General features: G+C 70.7%; 15 protein-coding genes. 4 read left to right on the top strand and 11 right to left on the bottom strand.

Features of this window, described 5'->3' with window-relative positions:
- The first annotated feature begins 54 nt into the window (after positions 1-54).
- On the top strand, positions 55-801 hold the full coding sequence (locus IU449_RS20750; RefSeq protein WP_195003803.1) for a MerR family transcriptional regulator: 747 nt from the start codon (positions 55-57) through the stop codon (positions 799-801).
- A gap of 184 nt (positions 802-985) precedes the next feature.
- On the opposite strand, the gene proB is transcribed toward IU449_RS20750, so the two are convergent.
- From proB to IU449_RS20705, 9 genes are all read right to left on the bottom strand, one after another.
- On the bottom strand, positions 986-2,086 hold the full coding sequence (proB, locus tag IU449_RS20745) for a glutamate 5-kinase (protein ID WP_195004094.1): 1,101 nt from the start codon (positions 2,084-2,086) through the stop codon (positions 986-988).
- Between the two features lie 152 nt (positions 2,087-2,238).
- Complete coding sequence (obgE, locus tag IU449_RS20740; protein ID WP_195003802.1) at positions 2,239-3,699, bottom strand: GTPase ObgE; 1,461 nt, start codon at positions 3,697-3,699, stop codon at positions 2,239-2,241.
- 156 nt (positions 3,700-3,855) lie between these two features.
- Positions 3,856-4,122: a 50S ribosomal protein L27 gene (gene rpmA, locus IU449_RS20735; protein ID WP_040795044.1), complete on the bottom strand. Its 267-nt coding sequence runs from the start codon at positions 4,120-4,122 to the stop codon at positions 3,856-3,858.
- A 22-nt stretch (positions 4,123-4,144) separates the two neighbouring features.
- Positions 4,145-4,456: a 50S ribosomal protein L21 gene (rplU, locus tag IU449_RS20730; protein ID WP_040795043.1), complete on the bottom strand. Its 312-nt coding sequence runs from the start codon at positions 4,454-4,456 to the stop codon at positions 4,145-4,147.
- A 327-nt stretch (positions 4,457-4,783) separates the two neighbouring features.
- Positions 4,784-8,188, bottom strand: coding sequence for a translation initiation factor IF-2 N-terminal domain-containing protein (locus IU449_RS20725; RefSeq protein ID WP_195003801.1), 3,405 nt, complete (start codon positions 8,186-8,188; stop codon positions 4,784-4,786).
- A gap of 502 nt (positions 8,189-8,690) precedes the next feature.
- On the bottom strand, positions 8,691-9,107 hold the full coding sequence (ndk, locus tag IU449_RS20720) for a nucleoside-diphosphate kinase (RefSeq protein WP_195003800.1): 417 nt from the start codon (positions 9,105-9,107) through the stop codon (positions 8,691-8,693).
- A gap of 10 nt (positions 9,108-9,117) precedes the next feature.
- Complete coding sequence (locus IU449_RS20715; protein WP_195003799.1) at positions 9,118-9,552, bottom strand: DUF4233 domain-containing protein; 435 nt, start codon at positions 9,550-9,552, stop codon at positions 9,118-9,120.
- Complete coding sequence (folC, locus tag IU449_RS20710; protein WP_416382203.1) at positions 9,549-11,030, bottom strand: bifunctional tetrahydrofolate synthase/dihydrofolate synthase; 1,482 nt, start codon at positions 11,028-11,030, stop codon at positions 9,549-9,551. The genes IU449_RS20715 and folC overlap by 4 nt, the downstream gene beginning before the upstream one ends.
- Complete coding sequence (locus tag IU449_RS20705; protein WP_195003798.1) at positions 11,027-13,723, bottom strand: valine--tRNA ligase; 2,697 nt, start codon at positions 13,721-13,723, stop codon at positions 11,027-11,029. The genes folC and IU449_RS20705 overlap by 4 nt, the downstream gene beginning before the upstream one ends.
- A gap of 520 nt (positions 13,724-14,243) precedes the next feature.
- Between IU449_RS20705 and IU449_RS20700 the strand changes: the two genes are divergently transcribed.
- Positions 14,244-15,026: an AAA family ATPase gene (locus IU449_RS20700; protein ID WP_324188354.1), complete on the top strand. Its 783-nt coding sequence runs from the start codon at positions 14,244-14,246 to the stop codon at positions 15,024-15,026.
- Between the two features lie 191 nt (positions 15,027-15,217).
- On the opposite strand, the gene IU449_RS20695 is transcribed toward IU449_RS20700, so the two are convergent.
- Both IU449_RS20695 and IU449_RS20690 read right to left on the bottom strand, forming a co-directional pair.
- A complete protein-coding gene (locus IU449_RS20695) occupies positions 15,218-16,180 on the bottom strand; it encodes a diacylglycerol kinase family protein (RefSeq protein WP_195003797.1) in 963 nt (320 codons plus the stop codon).
- On the bottom strand, positions 16,180-17,754 hold the full coding sequence (locus IU449_RS20690) for an FAD-binding oxidoreductase (RefSeq protein WP_195004091.1): 1,575 nt from the start codon (positions 17,752-17,754) through the stop codon (positions 16,180-16,182). Before IU449_RS20690 ends, IU449_RS20695 begins: the two co-directional genes overlap by 1 nt.
- 202 nt (positions 17,755-17,956) lie before the next feature.
- Between IU449_RS20690 and IU449_RS20685 the strand changes: the two genes are divergently transcribed.
- Together IU449_RS20685 and IU449_RS20680 are read left to right on the top strand one after the other, a co-directional pair.
- The gene (locus IU449_RS20685) at positions 17,957-18,565 is read left to right on the top strand and encodes a TetR/AcrR family transcriptional regulator (RefSeq protein WP_195003796.1); all 609 of its coding nucleotides are present in this window, start codon (positions 17,957-17,959) and stop codon (positions 18,563-18,565) included.
- A 246-nt stretch (positions 18,566-18,811) separates the two neighbouring features.
- Complete coding sequence (locus IU449_RS20680) at positions 18,812-20,362, top strand: glycerol-3-phosphate dehydrogenase/oxidase (RefSeq protein ID WP_195003795.1); 1,551 nt, start codon at positions 18,812-18,814, stop codon at positions 20,360-20,362.
- Positions 20,363-20,369 lie beyond the last annotated feature (7 nt).

Genomic DNA, 20,369 nt, shown 5'->3' with positions numbered 1-20,369 from the left:
AGTTGAGACTTTCGCCGAATTTCTCCAGGAGCGTCCCGTACTACCCTCGAACACGTGAGAAGCCTGCGTCCTACCGATCTGGCGCGCGAGCACGGACTGTCGACGCAAGCCGTGCGCAACTACGAAAGCGACGGGTTCCTCCCCGCGGCCGAGCGCACGGCCTCCGGTTACCGGATCTACACCGAACGGCACGCGGCCGCGCTACGCGCCTACCTCGCCCTGATCGCCGCTTTCGGATACGCGACAGCGGGCGAGATCATGCGGGCGCTGCATCGCGGCGACCTCGACACCGCGCTCCACACCGTCGACCGCGGCCACGTCCAGCTGGTCCGGGACCGGGAGACGCTCGACCAGGTCCGCAGCGCGACAGACCATCTCGCGACCGAGTCACCGGATCCGGAGAAGGTCACCGGCACCAGAAGCATCGGCGAACTGGCCCGCCTGCTCCGGCTGTCACCGGCTACCCTGCGCGCCTGGGAACGAGCCGGCGTTCTCGGCCCCACCCGCGACCCCCATACCGGCTACCGCGTCTACCGCCCCGCCGACATCCGCGATGCTCGCCTCGCCCACCTGCTCCGGCGCGGTGGCTATCCGCCCGCCCACATCGCCGCCGTCGTCGACCACCTCCGCACCGCGGGCAGCGCCGACACCCTGACCGATTCCTTGGTCCGCTGGCAGGCGAAACTCACTGCCCACAGCCTCGCCATGCTCGACGCCGCGGCCCTGCTCGGCGTCTACATCCGCATGCTAAACCTTCCCGCCACGCAGCACGTCACACCAGGCCCCGCCTCCACGAGTTGACGGGCTGTGGTTTCGACACCCCGTGCGGTTCGTGCAACAACGGCGAGGTGCTCGCCTGCGTCTGTTGGTTCTGCCGCGCTCGACTCTCCCGAGCCCGTCGGGTGAAGACGAGATGCTGTCGGCCGTAGGCCCGCAGGTCGTTGCCGAGCCAGCACAACAGAACCGGAAGAACGATGCGGGACCGCTAGACCTTGACCAGGTCGTCGGCGTGGATGACCGGGCGCTGCATGGTGTCGGGGAGTTCGGTGGTGGATCGACCGAGCATGGTCGACAGTTCGGTGCTGTCGTATTCGACGACGCCGCGGGCGACCAGGCGATGATCGGCGGCGACCAGGTCGACGACGTCGCCGCCGTAGAAGCGGCCGCGCACGCCGATGATCCCCGCGGCGAGCAGGGAACGGCGGCCGACCGCGACGGCGTGGACGGCGCCGTCGTCGAGGACCAGCGCGCCGCGGCTGTCAGCGGCGTGGCGGACCCAGAATTTGCGGGCGGACAGGCGCGTGGCGCGGGCGGCGAACGCGGTGCCGACGGTCCCCTCCGACAGCGCGACATCCGCCTGTTCCGCGGCGGCCAGCAGGACCGGCACGCCCGCGTCGGCGGCCAGCCGCGCGGCGGAGAGCTTGGAGGCCATGCCGCCGGTGCCGAGCACGCCGCCGCTGCCCGCGATCACGCCGTCGAGGTCGGCGCTGCTGCGGACTTCCGGGATGAACGAGGCCGCGCCTTTACGGGGATCGCCGTCGTATAGACCTTCGACATCGGAGAGCAGCACGAGCGCGTCGGCGCCGACCAGATGGGCCACGAGTGCGGCGAGCCGGTCGTTGTCCCCGAAGCGGATCTCTTCGGTGGCGACGGTGTCGTTCTCGTTGACCACCGCGACCGCGGCGAGAGAGCGCAGCCGGTCCAATGTGCGCTGGGCATTGCGATGGTGCTCACGCCGGGCGAAGTCGTCGGCGCTGAGCAGGACCTGCCCGACGGTGCGGCCATAGCGGGTGAAGGAGGTGCCCCAGGCATGTGCCAGAGCGAGCTGGCCGACGCTGGCGGCGGCCTGTTTGGTGGCCAGATCTCGCGGGCGCCGACGCAACCCGAGCGGGGCCAGGCCCGCGCCGATCGCGCCGGAAGACACCACGACCACGTCGGAACCGGCGCGCATCCGTGCCTCCACCGCGTCGGCGAGCCGGTCCAGCCGGACGGTGTCGAGCCCGCCCTTCAAGCTGGTCAACGCCGACGAACCGATCTTTACCACCACACTGCGCGCCGTGGCGATGGCCTGCCGGGCCTCGCTCAGCTCCTGCGCCTGCGCACCGAGTGAATTCACCTGCGTCACAACAACACTCCTACCGCACGCCCGCGCGGACCGACACCCGATCGGCGCGGTGAGCGCGGGCGGGCCTCACTGCCGTTCCCCGTCTCTCACCGAGCCGCGCCCGGGCAGCTCGGTCACTGCTGATCCTCGTCCTCGTCCACCAGACCACGGCGGACCCGGGACGCGTGCTTGCGCTCGGCGGCGCCGATCCGCTCGGACTGTTCGAGCCTGGCGTCGGTGCCGCGACCGGTACGCACCATGTCGACACCGGCGGTGATCTGCGGCTCCCATTCGAAGCAGACATCGCCGATGGTCACCGGGGCGCCCGGTTCGGCGCCTTGGCGCACCAGTTCCTCCTCGACGCCCAGGCGAGCCAGCCGGTCGGCGAGATAGCCGACGGCCTCGTCGTTGTCGAAGGCGGTCTGGCGGACCCAACGCTCCGGGCGCGCGCCGCGGACGATGAAACCACCGGGCTCGGACGGATCGGCGTACACGCTGAAGCCGGACTCGTCGGCCGCGATCGGGCGGATGACCGGGCGCTTGGGCGCTGCCTTCGGGTGCGCTTCCCGGTATTCGCGGACCAGATCGGCCAGCGCGAAGGTCAACGGTCGCAGACCGGCTCGCGAGACGGCCGAGATCTGGAAGACCGGCCAGCCGCGCGCGGTGAACTCCGGGGTCACCATCTCGGCGAGTTCGGCGGCGTCGGGCACATCGGTCTTGTTGAGGATCACCACCCGCGGCCGATCGGCCAGGTCGCCCAGGCCGGCGTCGGCCGACAGCGCGGGCTTGTAGGCGGCGAGTTCCGCCTCGAGGGCGTCCACGTCGGAGATCGGGTCGCGCCCGGGTTCCAGGGTCGCGCAGTCCACCACATGGGCGAGCACCGCGCAGCGTTCGAGGTGGCGCAGGAAATCCAGGCCCAAGCCGCGGCCCTCGCTGGCGCCCGGGATCAGGCCGGGGACATCGGCGACGGTGAAGGTGGTGTCGCCGCTGGCGACCACGCCGAGGTTCGGCACGAGGGTGGTGAAGGGGTAGTCGGCGATCTTCGGCTTGGCGGCTGAGAGTACCGACACCAACGAGGATTTGCCCGCCGACGGGAAGCCGACCAAGCCGACATCGGCGACGGACTTCAGTTCCAGGACGAGTTCGTGTTCCTCGCCCTCCTCACCGAGCAGCGCGAAGCCGGGGGCCTTGCGCGCCTTGGACGACAGCGCCGCGTTGCCGAGCCCGCCGCGACCGCCGCGCGCGGCGACGAACCGGTTGCCCGGTCCGACCAGGTCGATCAGGATCTCGCCGTCGCGGTCGAGGACGACGGTGCCGTCGGGCACCTTCAGTACCAGGTCGGCGCCCATCTTGCCGTCCCGGTTGCCGCCCTCGCCCGGCTTGCCGTTGCCCGCCTTGGCGTGCGGATGGAAGTGGAAGTCGAGCAGCGTGTGCACATTCGGATCGACTTCGAGGACGACATCACCGCCGTTGCCGCCGTTGCCGCCGTCCGGACCGCCGAGCGGCTTGAATTTCTCGCGGTGCACCGACGCGCAGCCGTGACCGCCCTTGCCTGCGCGCACATGCAGCACGACACGGTCGATGAATTTCGACATGGTCGAATCATCCTCCTTCTGGGCTGGTCGACGAACGTGGCGTCGCTCGCACCCTGTTGTGGCACGACGACGTGTGCGAACCCGGTCGGGAACGCGAAAAGCGGGTCAGGGTTGGCACCCTGACCCGCTCGGCTCGAGTCCGGATCGGCTCGGCGGTCAGGCCTGAACCGGCTCCGGAACAACGATGTTCACGGTCTTGCGGCCACGCTTCGTGCCGAACTCCACCGCGCCCGCCGACAGCGCGAACAGGGTGTCGTCGCCGCCACGGCCGACGTTCACGCCGGGGTGGAAGTGGGTGCCGCGCTGACGGACCAGGATCTCGCCGGCCTTGACGGTCTGACCGCCGAAGCGCTTGACGCCGAGTCGCTGGGCGTTGGAATCGCGTCCGTTCCGGGAGCTGGACGCGCCCTTCTTGTGTGCCATAGCTCTGTCTCCTCGGGGTGTCTTACTTGATGCCGGTGACCTTCAGGACCGTCAGCGGCTGACGGTGACCCTGGCGCTTGTGGTAGCCGGTCTTGTTCTTGAACTTGTGAATGCGGATCTTGGGGCCCTTGGTCTGCTCGACCAGCTCCGCGGTCACCGAACGGCCGGCCAGAGCGGCCGCGTCGGTGGTCAGTTCGGCGCCGTCCACCACGAGGACGGGCGAGAGCTCGACGGCGGCGCCGGGCGCGCCCTCGATCTTTTCGACCTTCACCAGGTCACCGACCGCGACCTTGTACTGCTTTCCGCCGGTCTTGACGATCGCGTACGTTGCCATCGGTCGGCTTCCTCCACTCGATGTATGTCTTAATCGTGCTTCATCGCGCCGCAGGTTGCGACACGACTTGTCTTGGCTGGTTGCTGCACGGGGCGCTTGCTCCGCCGACCGCTCGTGTCTTCTCCGATGTCTGTCCGGACTGTCTGTCTGGACCGATATCGGAGAGCACTTCGGGCGCGTCGGCATCATGCGCATCGCCAGGCAGCGACCGGTCAAGGCTATCAGAAGGGCTCCCGACTACCCAATTCGCGGCCCCGGCAACCCCGCGGCCACCCCGGCGTCGGGCCAGTGGCGGCGCGCCCGCGGGCCCGCCGCCAGCTGACGGACTCAGTTCGGCGCGTCCACCGGCGGACCGGCAGGACGACCCACCGCACGGCGACGCGGCCGTTCACGGGGCTGCACCACCGGCTCGGGACCGTCGTCGAGCACCACGGCCGCGGGCGCCTCGCTGCCGGAGACCACGAACACGGCGGGGCCGCTGTCGGTCGAGAGCGCGCCCTTGGTGCGGGCGACCCGACGGCGACGGGGCTGCGGTGCCGGTTCGGTCACGGTCTCGGCCGCCGTGGCCGGGGTGGCGCCCGGCTCGGGCTCGGCAACTGTCACCGGTTCTGCAGCGATCGCCGGTTCGGCAGCGGGCTCGGCGACCGGCTCCGCGGCGAGGCCGCCCTCGCCGGTCGGTTCGGCGGCGATGTCCGCCTCGGCGAGACCGTCGGCCGGAGTCTCCAAGACCTCGACCTGTTCCGCCTCGACCTGCTCCGCCTCGGCCGACAACCCAGCCGCCACGACGGCAGGCACGGTCTGCACCGCACCGGCGTCGGTCTCGACAGCTGCCGTGGCCGCCACCGCTTCACCTTCCGCCTGCTCGGCAGCGCTCGCGGCCTCGGCCTCGGCAGCCGCGGCACGAGCCGCCTCGCCACGCCGCGACCTCCGCCGCGACCGGCTCGGCCGCTGCGCCTGCTCGGCTCCGTCCTCGGGGGACGCGGTCTCCGGCGCCGCACCGGCCTCGGCCGACACCACCACGTCGGCGGGCTCGGAAGCCGCCTCGCCGGGCTCGCCCGACTGATGCGCAGCCATCGCCAACGCGACCGGATGTGCGCGCTTGACCGCGGCGTCCTCCACGGGCTCGGCGGGATGCGGGGCGATGCCGTTGGTCGCGGCGACGGCGACAGCGGGCGCGACGCCCTTGTCGCGGCCACGTCGGCGACGGGTCCCGCTCTCCCTGCGGACGGCGGCGTCCTCGGCCTGCGACAGTTCCACCGGGTAGTCGTGCACGATGAGGCCGCGGCCGTGGCAGTGCTCGCACGTCGTGGAGAACGCCTCCACGAGTCCGGTGCCCAGCTTCTTCCGGGTCATCTGGACCAGGCCGAGCGAGGTCACCTCGGAGACCTGGTGGCGGGTGCGGTCGCGCCCCAACGCCTCGGTGAGCCTGCGCAACACCAGATCCCGGTTGGACTCGAGCACCATGTCGATGAAGTCGACGACGATCATGCCGCCGATATCGCGCAACCGCATCTGGCGCACGATCTCCTCGGCCGCCTCCAGGTTGTTCCTGGTGACGGTCTCCTCCAGATTGCTGCCGCCGGAGCCGGTGAACTTGCCGGTGTTGACGTCGATGACGGTCATGGCTTCGGTGCGATCGATCACCAGGGTGCCGCCGGAGGGCAGCCACACCTTGCGATCCAGCGCCTTGGCCAACTGCTCGTCGATGCGATACGCCTGGAAGACGTCGACCCCGTTGCCGCCGGGACCGTCGTTCTCATGCCGCGACACCCGTGCCAGCAGGTCGGGGGCGACGGTGCGGATGTAGTTCTCCACCGTCGTCCAGGCACGGTCGCCTTCGATCACCAACTGGGAGAAATCCTCGTTGAACAGGTCACGGATGACCTTCACCAGGAGATCGGGCTCCTCGTAGAGGGTCTTCGGGCCGCCGCCGTCCTTCGTGGACTGTTCCTCGATGGCACGCCAGGTGCTCTGCAGCCGCTCGACGTCACGCGCCAGTTCGGCTTCGCTGACGCCCTCGGAGGCGGTGCGGATGATGACGCCCGCGTCGGCGGGGACGATCTCGCGCAGGATCTCCTTGAGCCGCTTGCGCTCGGTGTCGGGCAGCTTGCGGCTGATACCGGTGGAGGTGCCGCCGGGCACGTACACCAGGAAGCGGCCCGCAAGGCTGATCTGGGTGGTCAGGCGGGCACCCTTGTGCCCCACCGGGTCCTTGGACACCTGGACCAGCACCTGATCGCCCGGCTTGAGCGCCTGCTCGATCTTGCGTTCCTTGCCGCCGAGGCCGGCGGCTTCCCAGTTCACCTCACCGGCGTAGAGCACGCCGTTGCGGCCGCGACCGATGTCGACGAAGGCCGCTTCCATGCTCGGCAGCACATTCTGCACCTTGCCGAGGTAGACATTGCCCACCATCGAGGGCGCGCCGGTATCGGTGACGAAATGCTCGACGAGGATGTTGTCCTCGAGCACCGCGACCTGGGTGATGTTCGGGTGGTCGGGGAAGTTCTTCTCCCGCACGACCATGACCCGGTCGACGGCTTCCCGCCGGGCCAGGAACTCCGACTCGGTCAGGATCGGCGGACGCCGCCGTCCGGCTTCGCGCCCGTCGCGGCGACGCTGACGCTTGGCTTCCAGCCGGGTCGAGCCGGTGATGCCCTGCACCTCGTCGATGCTCGCGCGGCCACGCGACTTGTTGCGGGGTTCGCGCTCGTGCACGACGGTGTTCGGCGGATCGTCGTCGGCGGGCTCGGCCTCGCCGTCGCCGCCGACCTTGCGGCGCCTGCGACGACGCCTGCGACGCGTGGAACCCTCGGACGTATCGTCGACGTCCTCCGAAGCCTCGGCGGTGTCGCCTTCGTCGCCGGATTCGTCGGGCTCGGCCTCGTGATCGGCATCGGCGCTCGCCTGGTCGGACTCCGCCGTGAGTTCGGTGCCGGACTCTTCGCCTTCGGTGTCCTGGCCCTCGCGGTCCTGCTCGTCACCGTCGTGCTCGTCGTTCTGATCGCCCTCGTTGGCCTGCTCACCGCGGCCGCGGCCACGGCCGCGACGACCGCGACGGCGCCTGCGCGGCTGGCCGTCGGCGTCACCGTGCTGATCGGTGTCGCCGTGCTGGTCCTGCTCGGTGTCCTCGGTCTCGGGTGCGGCGGTGACCGGCTCGGTCTCGGCGACGGGTTCGGCGGCCTCCCGCTCGGCACGACGGCTGTCGCGCTCGGCGCGGCGCTTCTTGCGCAACTGCTCGGCGGCAGTGGCGTCCGGCGGCAAGAACAGCGGCGCGGCCACTTCGGCGGGCGGCTGGAAGGCCACCGGCTCGGCCGCCGGCTGCGGCGCGGGCGCGTGGGTGAACAGCTGCGCGCCGCCGGAACGGGGCTCCTCCGGGGCGTCGGTGCGTTGCGCCGGTTCGGTGGCGGAGAACAGCAGACCCGGTTGCGGGGGCGCTGCCGGTTGCGGCGCCTGCGGCACGGCGGCGGCGGTACCGCTCCCGGCCTCGCCCGCCGCCGGTGCGACCGCCTCGGCTTCGGCGTCACCGGCGACCAGCGCGTCACGCACGGATTCGGCGACCGCGCGGTCCACATTGGACTGCACGCTGCGTGCCTCGGCGCCCAGCTCGCTGAGCTTGGCGAGGATGCGTTTGCTGGTCACTCCCAGCCGTTTGGCAAGTGCGTGAACTCGGATTCGCTCCGGCAATTGATCGGCATCCTGTGATGTTGTGTCCAGCGGCTCTTGATCGGCCACGAAGTCTCCTCGGACCCCCGGGCGCGTTCCAGTCCACGACTGTGACGCGGCCGACGCGGGGGCACTGTCCGTACACCTCGCGTCGTCGACGCGAGGTCTGATGGTCTCGCCCCGCGTGCCCGGTTGTCACCTGGTTCTTCGTCGTTCGGGCAACTGGTCACGCGGCGCCTGGCTGTTGGCTGAACTCCACGGAACAAGCGCTCATCCAGCGTGCCGACGCGGACTCCCGCGCCCTCGAGCTATCGGGCGTGAACGTCCTTGGCAGCGATGATCGGCATCGAACCGTGGTGTCATCCGGTCGCCGTCGTCACCCACTGCTCGCGTACCTGCGCGAACCGTCGGTATCGACGACGACCACTGCCAGTATCCCATACACCGCGCTCGTAGCCTGCCATCGGCGCACAGACGAACGAATGCCCGGAGGTTGCCGCCTGGTCCCGCGGCCGGGAAAACGCTCGTGGCGGCGGGATTACCGCCGCCACGAGTACCTACGACGGTGTGCTCAGATCGGGAACGAGGGGAACCAGAGACCGATCTCGCGCTTGGCCGACTCGGGCGAGTCGGAGCCGTGCACCAGGTTGTACTGGGTCTCCAGGCCGAAGTCGCCCCGGATGGTGCCCGGGGTGGCTTTCTCCACCGGGTCGGTGCCGCCGGCGAGCTGACGGAAGGCCGCGATGGCGCGCGGGCCCTCGAGCACGGCCGCGACGACCGGGCCGGAGGTGATGAACTCGATCAGGGAACCGAAGAACGGCTTGTCGGCATGCTCGTCGTAGTGCTCGCGAGCCACTTCCTCGGACACGTGCTTCAGTTCGAGGGCGGCGATCTTCAGGCCTTTGCGCTCGGCCCGGGCCAGCACCTCGCCTACCAGGCCGCGCGACACGCCGTCCGGCTTGATGAGTACCAACGTCTGCTCAGTCACGGCGCACAGCCTAACGGCCCGTCCCGCCGAGCCGCTGACTGGGCAGCAACCCCTGGTCCATCCGCCGCTTGACCTCGCCGCGCAAGATCAGCACGAATGCCCACACCAGCAGGAACAGTACGCCGATGACCAGGATCGACAGGTGGAACAGACCGCCGATCAGCACGAGCACCTGCAGGCCGAGGTTGTAGGCCAGCGCCCAGGAACGGCCCTGCAGACCGGCGCCGAGGATCATCGCCAGCGCTACGCCGACCAGGTAGGTGCCCGACACCCAGGTGATCCCGCCACCGAGATCGGCGACGATCGGCAGCGCGAGCAGCACCACGATGGATTCCAGGACCAGAGTGCCCGCCATGACGCCGCGCAGGCCCTTCCACGGGTCCGGCGGCGCGGGCGCGTCCGCGGGGCGGTCGGGCTGATCGGACCGGTTCTCTGCCGAGCTCATGCCGGCTCCTTTCCGAACAAGGCGCGGGCGGCGCCTGCGGTGACCACCGAACCAGTGACCACCACTCCCGCTCCGGAGACCATCTCACCGCTGTCCGCGACGTCCTCGGCGAGGGCGATGGCGGTCTCCAGCGCGTCCGACAGAGTCGGCGCGACGACCACCCGCTCGTCACCGAAGCGCTGGACCGCCAGATCGGCCAGCGTGTCGGGATCCAGCGCCCGCGGTGAGCCGTTGCTGGTCACCACGATCTCGTCGAACACCGGTTCCAGCGCCTGCAGGATGCCCGCGGCGTCCTTGTCGCCGAGCACCGCGATCACCCCGACCAGTTTACGGAAGTCGAACTCGGTGCCGATCGTCTCGGCCAGCGCCCGCGCCCCGGCCGGATTGTGCGCGGCGTCGATGAAGATGGTCGGCGCGCTGCGCATCCGTTCCATCCGTCCGGGGCTGGCGACCGAGGCGAAGCCCGCGCGCACGGCGTCCAGGTCGAGTTGGCGTTGCGCGCCCGCTCCGAAGAACGCCTCCACCGCGGCCAGGGCCAGCGATGCGTTGCGGGCCTGGTGCTCACCGTGCAGCGGCAGGAAGATCTCGTCGTAGACACCGCCGAGCCCCTGCAGCGTCAACTGCTGACCGCCGACCGCGATCCGCCTGGCGAGCACCGTGAACTCCGAGCCCTCGCGCGCGACGGCCGCGTCCACCTCGACGGCGCGGCGCAGCAGCACGTCCATGGCCTCGGGTTCCTGCCGGGCGATCACCGCGACGGTGTCGTGCGGAACGAGGCTCTGCTCGGCGCGCTTGATGATGCCCGCCTTCTCCCCCGCGATGGAGGTGAGGTCGGGGCCGAGGTAGTCGGTGTGGTCCACACCGATCGGCGTGATGACCGCGACCTGGCCGTCGACGACATTGGTCGCGTCCCAGGTGCCGCCCATCCCGGTCTCCACCACCGCGACGTCGACCGGCGCCTCGGCGAAGGCCGCGAACGCCATGCCGGTGAGCACTTCGAACTTGCTCATCGCCGGCCCGCCCGCCGCGGCGGACTGCTGATCGATCATCTCGACGTACGGCTGGATCTCGCGATAGGTCTCGACGTACTTCGCCGGAGTGATCGGCGCGTTGTCGATGCTGATCCGCTCGGTGGCCAACTGCAGGTGTGGGCTGGTGATCCGGCCGGTGCGCCGGTGCAGCGCGGTGAGCAAGGCGTCGATCATCCTGGTGACCGAGGTCTTGCCGTTGGTGCCCGCGACGTGGATGGCCGGATAGGACTGCTGCGGCGAACCGAGCAGATCCATCAGCGTGGAGATCCGGGTCAGCGAGGGCTCGATCTTGGTCTCCGGCCAGCGCCGGTCGAGTTCGGCCTCGACCAGCGCCATCTCGGCGAGATCGACCGGTGAGGGACCCGTGCCGAGGCGGGCGGCACCCCCGGACTCGTCGCGGTACTGCGGCTCCGGTTCCGGGTTCGCGCCCGTGTCGTCCTCGGTCACTTGGCACCCAGCTCGGTGAGCCTGGCACCGATCCGCTCGACCTCGGCGGCGGCGACCGTGCGGCGCCCCTTGATCTTGTCCACGACCGCCTCGGGCGCCTTCGCCAGGAACGCCTCGTTGCCGAGTTTGGCCTCGGTGGTCGCGAGTTCCTTCTGCGCGGCGGCCAGATCCTTCTCGAGACGCTTGCGTTCGGCCTCGAGGTCGACCGTGCCCGAGGTATCGACCTGCACGGTGACGGTCGCGCCGCTCAGGCGCACCTCCACCTCGGCGGTGGCCGAGAAGTCGGGGCCGGGTTCGGTGAGCCGGGCGAGGTTGGCGACGGCGGGGGCCAGCGCGAGCAGGTCGGCCTCGGCCAGGCCGATCACGGTGGCGGCGACCTTCTGCTTGTCCGCCAACCCCTGATCGCTGCGGAACCGGCGGATCTCGGTGATCAGGCGCTGCGCGTCGGCGATCCGGCGCGCGGCGACCGGGTCGGCGCTCTCGGCGCCGCGCCGCGGCCACGCCGACACCACCACCGACTCACCGCCGGTCAACGCCTGCCACAGCGATTCGGTGACGAACGGGATCACCGGATGCAGCATTCGCAGCACCGCGTCGAGGACATTGCCGAGCACCGTGCGGGTGGCCGTCGCTGTATGGGAGGAGGCGTGCGCACCGTCCTCGGCGAACTGCACCTTCGCCAACTCCAGGTACCAGTCGCACAGTTCGTCCCACGCGAAGTGGTAGAGCGCCTCGCAGGCCTTGCCGAACTCGTAGGCGTCGAAGGCGGTGTCGACCTCGGCGAGCACCTCGTCGAGCCGGTCCAGGATCCAGCGGTCGGCATCGGTGAGTTCCGCGCGCGCGGGCAGCAGCCCCGGTGCGGCACCGTTGAGCAACGCGAACTTGGTGGCGTTGAACAGCTTGGTGACGAAGCTGCGCGAGGCGAGCGCGTGCGACTCGCCGACCGAGAGGTCGCCGCCCGGCTGGGCGCCCCTGGCCAGGGTGAAGCGCAGCGCGTCGGCGCCGTAGGCGCGGATCCAGTCCAGCGGATCGATGCCGTTGCCGCGCGACTTCGACATCTTCTTGCCGTGCTGGTCACGGATCAGGCCGTGCAGGAACACATCCTGGAAGGGCACCTGCACGACCCCGGGGGCCTTGCCCGCGGTGAGCGCGGTGTCCTCGGAGACGTACATGCCGAACATCATCATCCGGGCGACCCAGAAGAACAGGATGTCGTAACCGGTCACCAGCACGCTGGTCGGATAGAACTTCGCCAGCTCCTCGGTGGCCTCGGGCCAGCCCATCGTGGAGAACGGCCACAGGCCGGAGGAGAACCAGGTGTCGAGCACGTCGGGGTCCTGGACCCAGCCCTCGGGCGCGGTCTCGTCGGGGCCGACGCACACCACCTCGCCCTCGGGGCCGTACCAGATCGGGATCCGGTGGCCCCACCACAGCTGACGCGAGATGGTCCAGTCGTGCATGTTGTCGACCCACTCGAACCAGCGCGGTTCCAGGCTCGGCGGGTGGATGGCGACCTGGCCGTTGCGCACCGCGTCACCGGCGGCCTTGGCCAATGCCTCGACCTTGACCCACCACTGCATCGACAGGCGGGGCTCGATCGCCTCGCCGGACCGCTCGGAATGCCCGACGCTGTGGATGTAGGGACGCTTCTCGGCGACCACACGGCCTTCCTCGGCCAGCCGCTCGCGCACCTTGACCCGGGCCTCGAAACGGTCCATGCCGTCGAATTCGGTTCCGGTGCCCGCGATCCGGCCACGCTCGTCCATGATCGTCGGCATCGGCAGCTGGTGACGCAAGCCGATCTCGAAGTCGTTGGGGTCGTGCGCGGGCGTGATCTTCACTGCGCCGGAACCGAATTCGGGATCGACGTAGTCGTCGGCCACGATCGGGATCCGCCGTCCGGTGATCGGGTGCTCGAGGGTGGTGCCGATCAGCTTCTGATAGCGCGGGTCCTCGGGGTGCACCGCCACGGCGGTGTCGCCGAGCATGGTCTCCACCCGGGTGGTGGCCACCACGACGTGCGGTTCGTCGTCGTTCAGCGAGCCGTAGCGCAGCGAGACGAGCTCGCCCTCCACGTCATCGTGCTTGACCTCGATGTCGGAGATGGCCGTGCGCAGTTCCGGCGACCAGTTCACCAGGCGCTCGGCGCGGTAGATCAGGCCGTCGTCGTAGAGGCGCTTGAAGATGGTCTGGACGGCGCGCGAGAGGCCCTCGTCCATGGTGAAGCGGTCGCGGCTCCAGTCGACGCTGTCGCCGAGAGCGCGCATCTGCCATTGGATGGAGCCACCGGATTCGTGCTTCCAGTCCCAGACCTTCTGCACGAACAGCTCGCGGCCGAAGTCCTCTTTGGTCTTGCCGTCGGCGGCGAGCTGCTTCTCCACCACGTTCTGGGTGGCGATCCCCGCGTGGTCCATACCCGGCAGCCACAGCACCTCGTAACCCTGCATCCGCTTGCGGCGGGCGAGGGTGTCCATCAGCGTGTGGTCGAGGGCGTGGCCCATGTGCAGGGTGCCGGTGACGTTCGGCGGCGGCAGCACGATCGAGTACGCCGGCTTGTCCGAGCCCGGGTCGGCGGTGAAATAGCCCGCGCCTACCCAGCGCTCGTACATCTCGGCCTCCACGACGCTGGGGTCCCAGCTCTTGGGGAGGGCGGCGGCACGATCATGCGAGTTGTCAGGGGCTGCGCTGGTCACCCCGTGATCCTATCGGGGGCCCGTCGGGCGATTGCCCGGCCCTCTCGCGCCGGGAGGACCGGGGCGGGTGCGGACAGGAAGAGGGCGGAGTCTTCGGTGGATGAGGGACACCGAAGACTCCGCCTCGTGGCCAAGTTTAGCGCTTCTACCGGCCGGTAGTCTCCTTCCATAAGCAATTCTCAGGTTCCGGGCCGAATGCCTCTATCGGTTGGTTTCGCGACCAGCGCCGCCGGTGTCCGACCGTGACCTATCACACCTCCGGCGAGGGCTCGCGTCCTCGCCCGCTCGGCGCGAACCGGAGCGCGCAACGCACGGCTCGCCCCTGCCCTCCGCCGACCGGCGGCACTCGCCCGCACGCACGGCACACGGCGCCGGAGGCACGAGAGCCCGTGTCGCCCTTGTCGATCCGCTCCGATCGAGGCGAAAGCCGTTGACAAGGCACGGGTCATAGCCGAATCACACTGGCGAATCAGGGTTTTCCCTGTTGCCGAAACGGCCGGGACTGAGGAATCTGGAAGAGGTGAACCCCCCGCTCGGCACGACCCCCCTGCACGCCCCCGCCCCGCGAGCCACGCTCGCACCGGCGGCGCTGGCTCCCTCCGCCGTCCACGACCTGCGCGGCACGGCGGCCCACGACGAGCACGCGCGCGATGGTGATCCCGGGAGTCGTGGACGGCGTCTCGGCGAACCAGACGGGGGCGACCCGCTCGGCGAGGAGGTCCCCGACGCGATCGCCCGCTTGCGGTATCCCCGGACGGCCGCCCTGGTGTTCGCCGGGGTACCGGGCGCGGGCAAGAGCACGGCGCTGCTGCGGTTCTTCGGCTCGGGCGCGACCGAGCTGCACCCGCCGACCGGCCCGGACGGTCGGATCGTCGTCGACTCCCAGCACGCGCGCAATCGCTGGACCAGGCGATTGCACCGGCTGCCGTACCCGCTGTGGCGACCAGTGGTCCAGGTCGCGCACTTCGCGACCATCCGCCGTGCGCTGCGCACCGCGACCGGGCCGGTGATCATCCACGACTGCGGAACCTTCCGCTGGAGCAGGCGGCTGATCTCGCGGTGGGCGAGCGCGCACACCCGCAGCCTGCACATCATCATGATCGACGTGGCGCCGACGGTGGCCAGGGCGGGTCAGGCGCGGCGCGGCCGTCGCAGCAGCGGCCTGTTCTTCGATCTGCACTGCAGACGGTGGGCCGAACTGGTCGGGGCGGTCGCCGACTCCGCGCCCGCGCGGGCGGCCTCGGTGATCATCGCCGATCGCACGGTGATCAACCGGCTCACGGCGATCACCTTCGACACCTGAGCCGCACCGGTCATGTGGACCGGACCGATCACCGAGAGGACCAGTCCCCCCAGGCCGGGCCGCACCTGAACCGGACCGGTCACCTGAACCGGACCGGACCGGACCGGACCGCTCATGTGAGCCGGCCCGCTCACCCGAGCCGGCCCGCTCACCCGAGCCGGACCGGTCCCCGAGCCGGACCGGTCGCCGGATCAGGGCACCAGCACGGTCAGCGCCCGCGGCACCGCGCGCAGCGTCACCGGAAGCGTTCCCGCGGGTTCGCCGTCGGCGGTGGCGGGCGCGCCGGGCGAGGCCAGGGTGACCGCCCGCACGCGATACTGGGTGACAGCGGGATGCTCGATCCGCTTGCCCGCCGAGAGCGCGGGCAACAGCCGCAGCATCGACAACCGCGACACCGCGCCGACGACGGTGACATCGAGATACCCGTCGTCCATCTCGGCGTCGGCGCAGATCAGCATGCCGCCGCCGTAGGTGCGGGTGTTGCCGACCGCGACCATGACCGCCTCGGTCTCGATCACGGTGTCGCCGGGCGGGTTGTCGAGCACGCCCACGGCGACGCCGGACAATTCGATCCGGTAGGGCAGCCCGATGCCCTTGGTGATCTCGGCCAGGGCGGCGAGGGTATAGCGCAGCGGGCCCTTGGGCCATCGCATCTCGTTGGCGCGCAAAGTAACTCGCGCGTCGAACCCGGTTCCCGCCACGGTGGCGAACCACATCGGCGTGCCGGACGCGCCTGCCGGGGCGATCTGCCCGAGGTCCATGACCCGGGTGCGTCCGCGCAGCACCACACCGACCGCGGCCGCGGTGTCGCCGACCGGGACGCCGAGTTCGCGGGCCAGATCGTTGCCGGTACCGCTGGGCACCAGGCCGAGCGGGACGCCGGATTGCGCGAGCGCTTCGAGCAAGGCGCAGGCCAGGCCGTCGCCGCCGACGCCGACCACCGCGTCCGGGCGGGTCGTAGGTTCGCTCAGCGCCGCGCGCACCTGTCGCACCACGTCCGCGACCGACCGCGCGTGGACCTCGGCAACCTCGACGCCACCCGCGGCCAGCCCGGCGAGCACGGCATCAGCGGTGTCGTCTCCCCGGCCGTGACCGGCTTGCCGATTGGCCACGACCAGCACCGATCGCGGAGCCGAGAAGTCGGGAGCGCTCATCAGATCAGCTTGCCGGGATTGAGGATGCCCACGGGGTCGACTTCGCGCTTGATCGCGGCGAGGACCCGGACGCCGAGCTCGCCGATCTCCTCGGGCAGCCAGGCCCGGTGATCGGCGCCGACGGCGTGGTGGTGGGTGATGGTGCCGCCCGCCCGGACGATGGCTTCGCTCGCGGCACTCTTGGCCCGCATCCACTGGTCGATCGGCGTCTCGAGCGCCTTGGCGACGACGGTGAAGTACAGCGACGCGCCCGTGGGGTAGGTGTGCGAGATATGGCACATCACTACCGCCGGGGTGCCCTGGCCACCCAGGGATTCGGTGAGCGCGCCGGTCACCGCGGATTTCAGCTCGGCGATGTTCGACCAGGTGGTCGCGGTTTCCAGCGTTTCGCACAGCACTCCGACATCGAGCAGCGCGTCCCGCAGATACGGGGCGGCGAAGCGGCCGTGCTCCCACTGCCGCGCCGGTTCGGGACCGAGCTCGCGGCCGCCCGCCGCGCGCAGTATCTCCTGGGCCAGGGCGCTGCGGGTGGCCACCGCCGCGGCTTTCCCCTCGAACAGGGTGATTGCCAGGCAGCCGTGCACCGGTTCGCCGCCGATGTCGCCGGAGCGGGCCAGGTTAAGACCGGTCTCGGCTTCGTCGGACAGCCGCAGGACGGTCGGCGCCACACCGGACTGCACCACGGTGCGCAGGGCGAGCGCGCCGGTGGCGAAATCCGGGAACGACCACGCCTGGTGCACAACGGTTTCCGGGACCGGATGCACCCGCACGGTGACCTCGGTGATGACACCGAGCACCCCTTCCGAACCGAGGAAGATCTCACGCAGATCGGGTCCGGCGGCCGAGGCGGGGGCGCGGCCGAGGTCCAGTTCGCCGCTCGGCGTGGCGATCCGCAGCCGCTGCACCATGTCGTCGAAACGTCCGTAGCCGGCCGATGCCTGGCCCGAGGACCGGGTGGCGGCGAATCCGCCGATGCTGGCGTATTCGAAGCTCTGCGGGAAGTGTCCGAGCGAGAGGCCGTGCGCGGCGAGCAATTCCTCGGCGCGCGGACCGGTGACGCCCGCACCGAGGGTCGCGGTGCCGCTGACGGCGTCGAGGTCGAGCAGTCCGTCGAGGCGGCGCAGGTCCAGCGCCACGACCGCCCGGAAGCGGCCGCGTACCGGGTCCAGACCGCCGACCACGCTCGTGCCGCCGCCGAAGGGCACCACCGCGATGCCGTGCTCGGCACAGTGCGACAGCACCGCGAGAACCTCGTCGTGATCGGCGGGGAAGACGACGGCGTCGGGCGCGTCCTGCGGACCTTCGGCGCGGCGGCGCAGCAGATCGAGCGCGCTCTTGCCACCCGCGTGCCGGAGCCGGTCGCGATGGTCGACGCTGACGCGGTCGGCCCCCACCACCGCGGCCAAACCGCTGCGCTCCTCGGCGGTCAGCGCCGACGGACGCAGTGGCACCTCGCCCTCATCGCGTCGCGCCACCGCGTCGCCGGAGACCCCGAACACCTGCCGCAGCAGGCCGCGGATCTGATCCGACAGCGGCTTGTGCTCCGCCGGATCGCCCCAGGCGTCCCACACCATACTCGCCGCCCGCGCGGGCGCGCCGGGATTCGTGACCCGCATCGGGTCTTCCACTGTGTCGTCGGTCTCGGCCATGCGTTACAGTCTTACATAGAATGTCAAGTAGTAATCACCCGTGTGGTACCCGTAGCGATCGACGCGGTAATCGATCGAGTGACGACTACGCGAGCAGATGACCGAGCGACCCCGGTGGTGAGTGCCTGTGCCCGATGCCGATGTATCCGACCTGTCCGGTCTGTCCGCGATCGACCTGGCGATCTTCGAAGCGGCGCGAGACTGTGTGTCCGAGTTCGGAGTCCGGCGCACCACCCTGACGGAGGTGGCACGCCGCGCGGGCGTGAGCAGACCGACGGTCTACCGGCGCTGGCCCGACACCGGCTCGCTGGTGGCCGAACTGCTCGTACGCGAACTGCGCGAGATCCTGATCTCGACCACCCCGGACGGCGGCGACGCCAGGGCCAGGCTGGTCGGCTCGGTGGTGTCCGGCGCGGCGACAGTCCGGTCGAACCCCTTGTTCGCCAAGATCTTCCGCACCGACACCGATCTCATGCTCACTTACGTCTTCGGCAGACTGGGCCGCAATCAGCGCGCGCTGGTCGAACTGTTCGCCGCGGGCATCCGCGAGGGACAGCGCGACGGCTCCATTCGCGCGGGTGAGCCGACGCAACTGGCGGCGATGCTGCTGCTCATCGCCCAGTCGGCGGTGCAGTCGGCCGGGATGGTCGCGAGTCTGCTCCCGCCCGCCGAGCTCGACGCCGAGCTGGGCCTGGCTCTGGACAGTTACCTCCGTCCCCGCCCCGGCGACGCGTGATACGCGCCCGGGCGGCACGCCTGCGATATCGCCTCCCGCGCGTGGTCGCCGGGGATGCGCCTTCGCAGAACGCGTCCGCGGTCGGAGACCGACAGCACGACCCGGCACAGGCACGCCGCATCCGGGCCGGATCAGCGCGTCCACCGGCCCGGCCGGCGATGCGATCGGGATGTCGCCCGGCGGCGGCTTCCACCGGTGAGTGGCAACGATCGAACGGCGGCGAGCGCCGTTCAGGAAGGCAGTGCGATGACGAACACGATGCCGGCCGAGGGTGATTCGGCGCTCAATGCCGAGCGGCGGACACGGGAACTGCGCGAGCTCGGCGATCTCGGCGCGGTCGATGTGCTGGTGGTCGGCGGCGGGGTGACCGGCGCGGGGGCGGCCCTGGACGCGGCGTCGCGCGGCTTGCGGACGGCACTGGTGGAACGGCGTGATCTGGCGTTCGGCACCAGCCGATGGAGTTCCAAGCTGGTGCACGGCGGTCTGCGGTACCTGGCGAGCGGCAGGGTCGGGATCGCCCGCGAAAGTGCGGTGGAGCGCGGATTTCTGATCGAAACGGTGGCGCCGCACCTGGTGCGGCCGCTGCCGCAGCTGGTGCCGTTGCTGCCCGGGCTGGGCCGGCCCCAGGAAGCGCTGATCCGCGCCGGGTTCCTGGCGGGCGACGCCTTGCGCTGTAGCGCGGGCACCTCGGCGGCGACCTTGCCGCGGTCGCGCCGGGTGGCCGCCGCCGAGGCCCTGCGACTGGCGCCGACCGTGCGACGGGCGGGGCTGCGCGGCGGTCTGCAGGCCTGGGACGGTCAGCTGGTCGACGACGCGCGGCTGGTGGTCGCGCTGGCGCGGACCGCCGCTGCCCACGGAGCACGGGTACTCACACGGGTGGCGGCCGAGTCGATCTCCGGCGACGGCGCCGTCCTCACCGACACGCTCACCGGTGAATCGCTCACCGTGCGCGCGAAGACCGTGATCAACGCCACCGGAGTGTGGGCCGATCAGCTCGACCCGAGCATCGAGCTGCGTCCCAGCCGCGGCACCCACCTGGTCTTCGACGCCGCGGCTTTCGGCGGGCTGAGTGCCGCGCTGACGGTGCCCGTGCCCGGCAGCGTCGGACGATTCGTCTTCGCGTTGCCCGCCGCACACGGCCGCGTCTACCTCGGCCTCACCGATGAAGACGCACCGGGCCCGGTGCCCGACGAACCCGAACCCACCGACGCCGAGATCGACTTCCTGCTCGACACCGTCAACCCGGCGCTGCGCGCACCGCTGTCCCGCGCCGACATCCGAGGCACGTTCGCGGGACTGCGGCCGCTGCTGCGCACCGAGGACGGCAGCACCGCCGACATCTCCCGCGAGCACGCCGTTCTGCGCTCGCCGAGCGGGGTGTTCACGGTGGTCGGCGGCAAGCTCACCACCTATCGCCGCATGGCCGAGGACGTCGTCGACGCCGCCGTCGCCGCGACCTCACTGCCCGCCGCCCCCTGCCGGACCCGGACATTGCCGCTGGTCGGAGCCGTCACCGGAGCGGCCCGCGACCGCATCACCGCCCCGCCGATCCTCATCGAGCGCTACGGCCGCGAGGCCGCCACCGTGCTCGCCCTGGCCGAGAGCGACCCCGCCCTCGGCTCACCGGTCGCCCCGGGCGCCGACGTACTCGCCGCGGAATTCGCCTTCGCGCGCACCCACGAACTCGCCCTCACCACCGACGACCTGCTCGATCGCCGCAGCAGGATCGGATTGGTCGCCGAGGATCGGGCCGCCGCCCTCGCGGCCGCCGAATCCGCACTCGCCGCGGAAGGCTGATCCGTCG

It is taken from the genome of Nocardia higoensis (genome assembly GCF_015477835.1).
GTDB classification, from domain to species: Bacteria; Actinomycetota; Actinomycetes; order Mycobacteriales; family Mycobacteriaceae; genus Nocardia; species Nocardia higoensis_A.
Note: the sequence above shows the minus strand (reverse complement) of the source record. Positions and strands in the feature narration are given on the sequence as shown.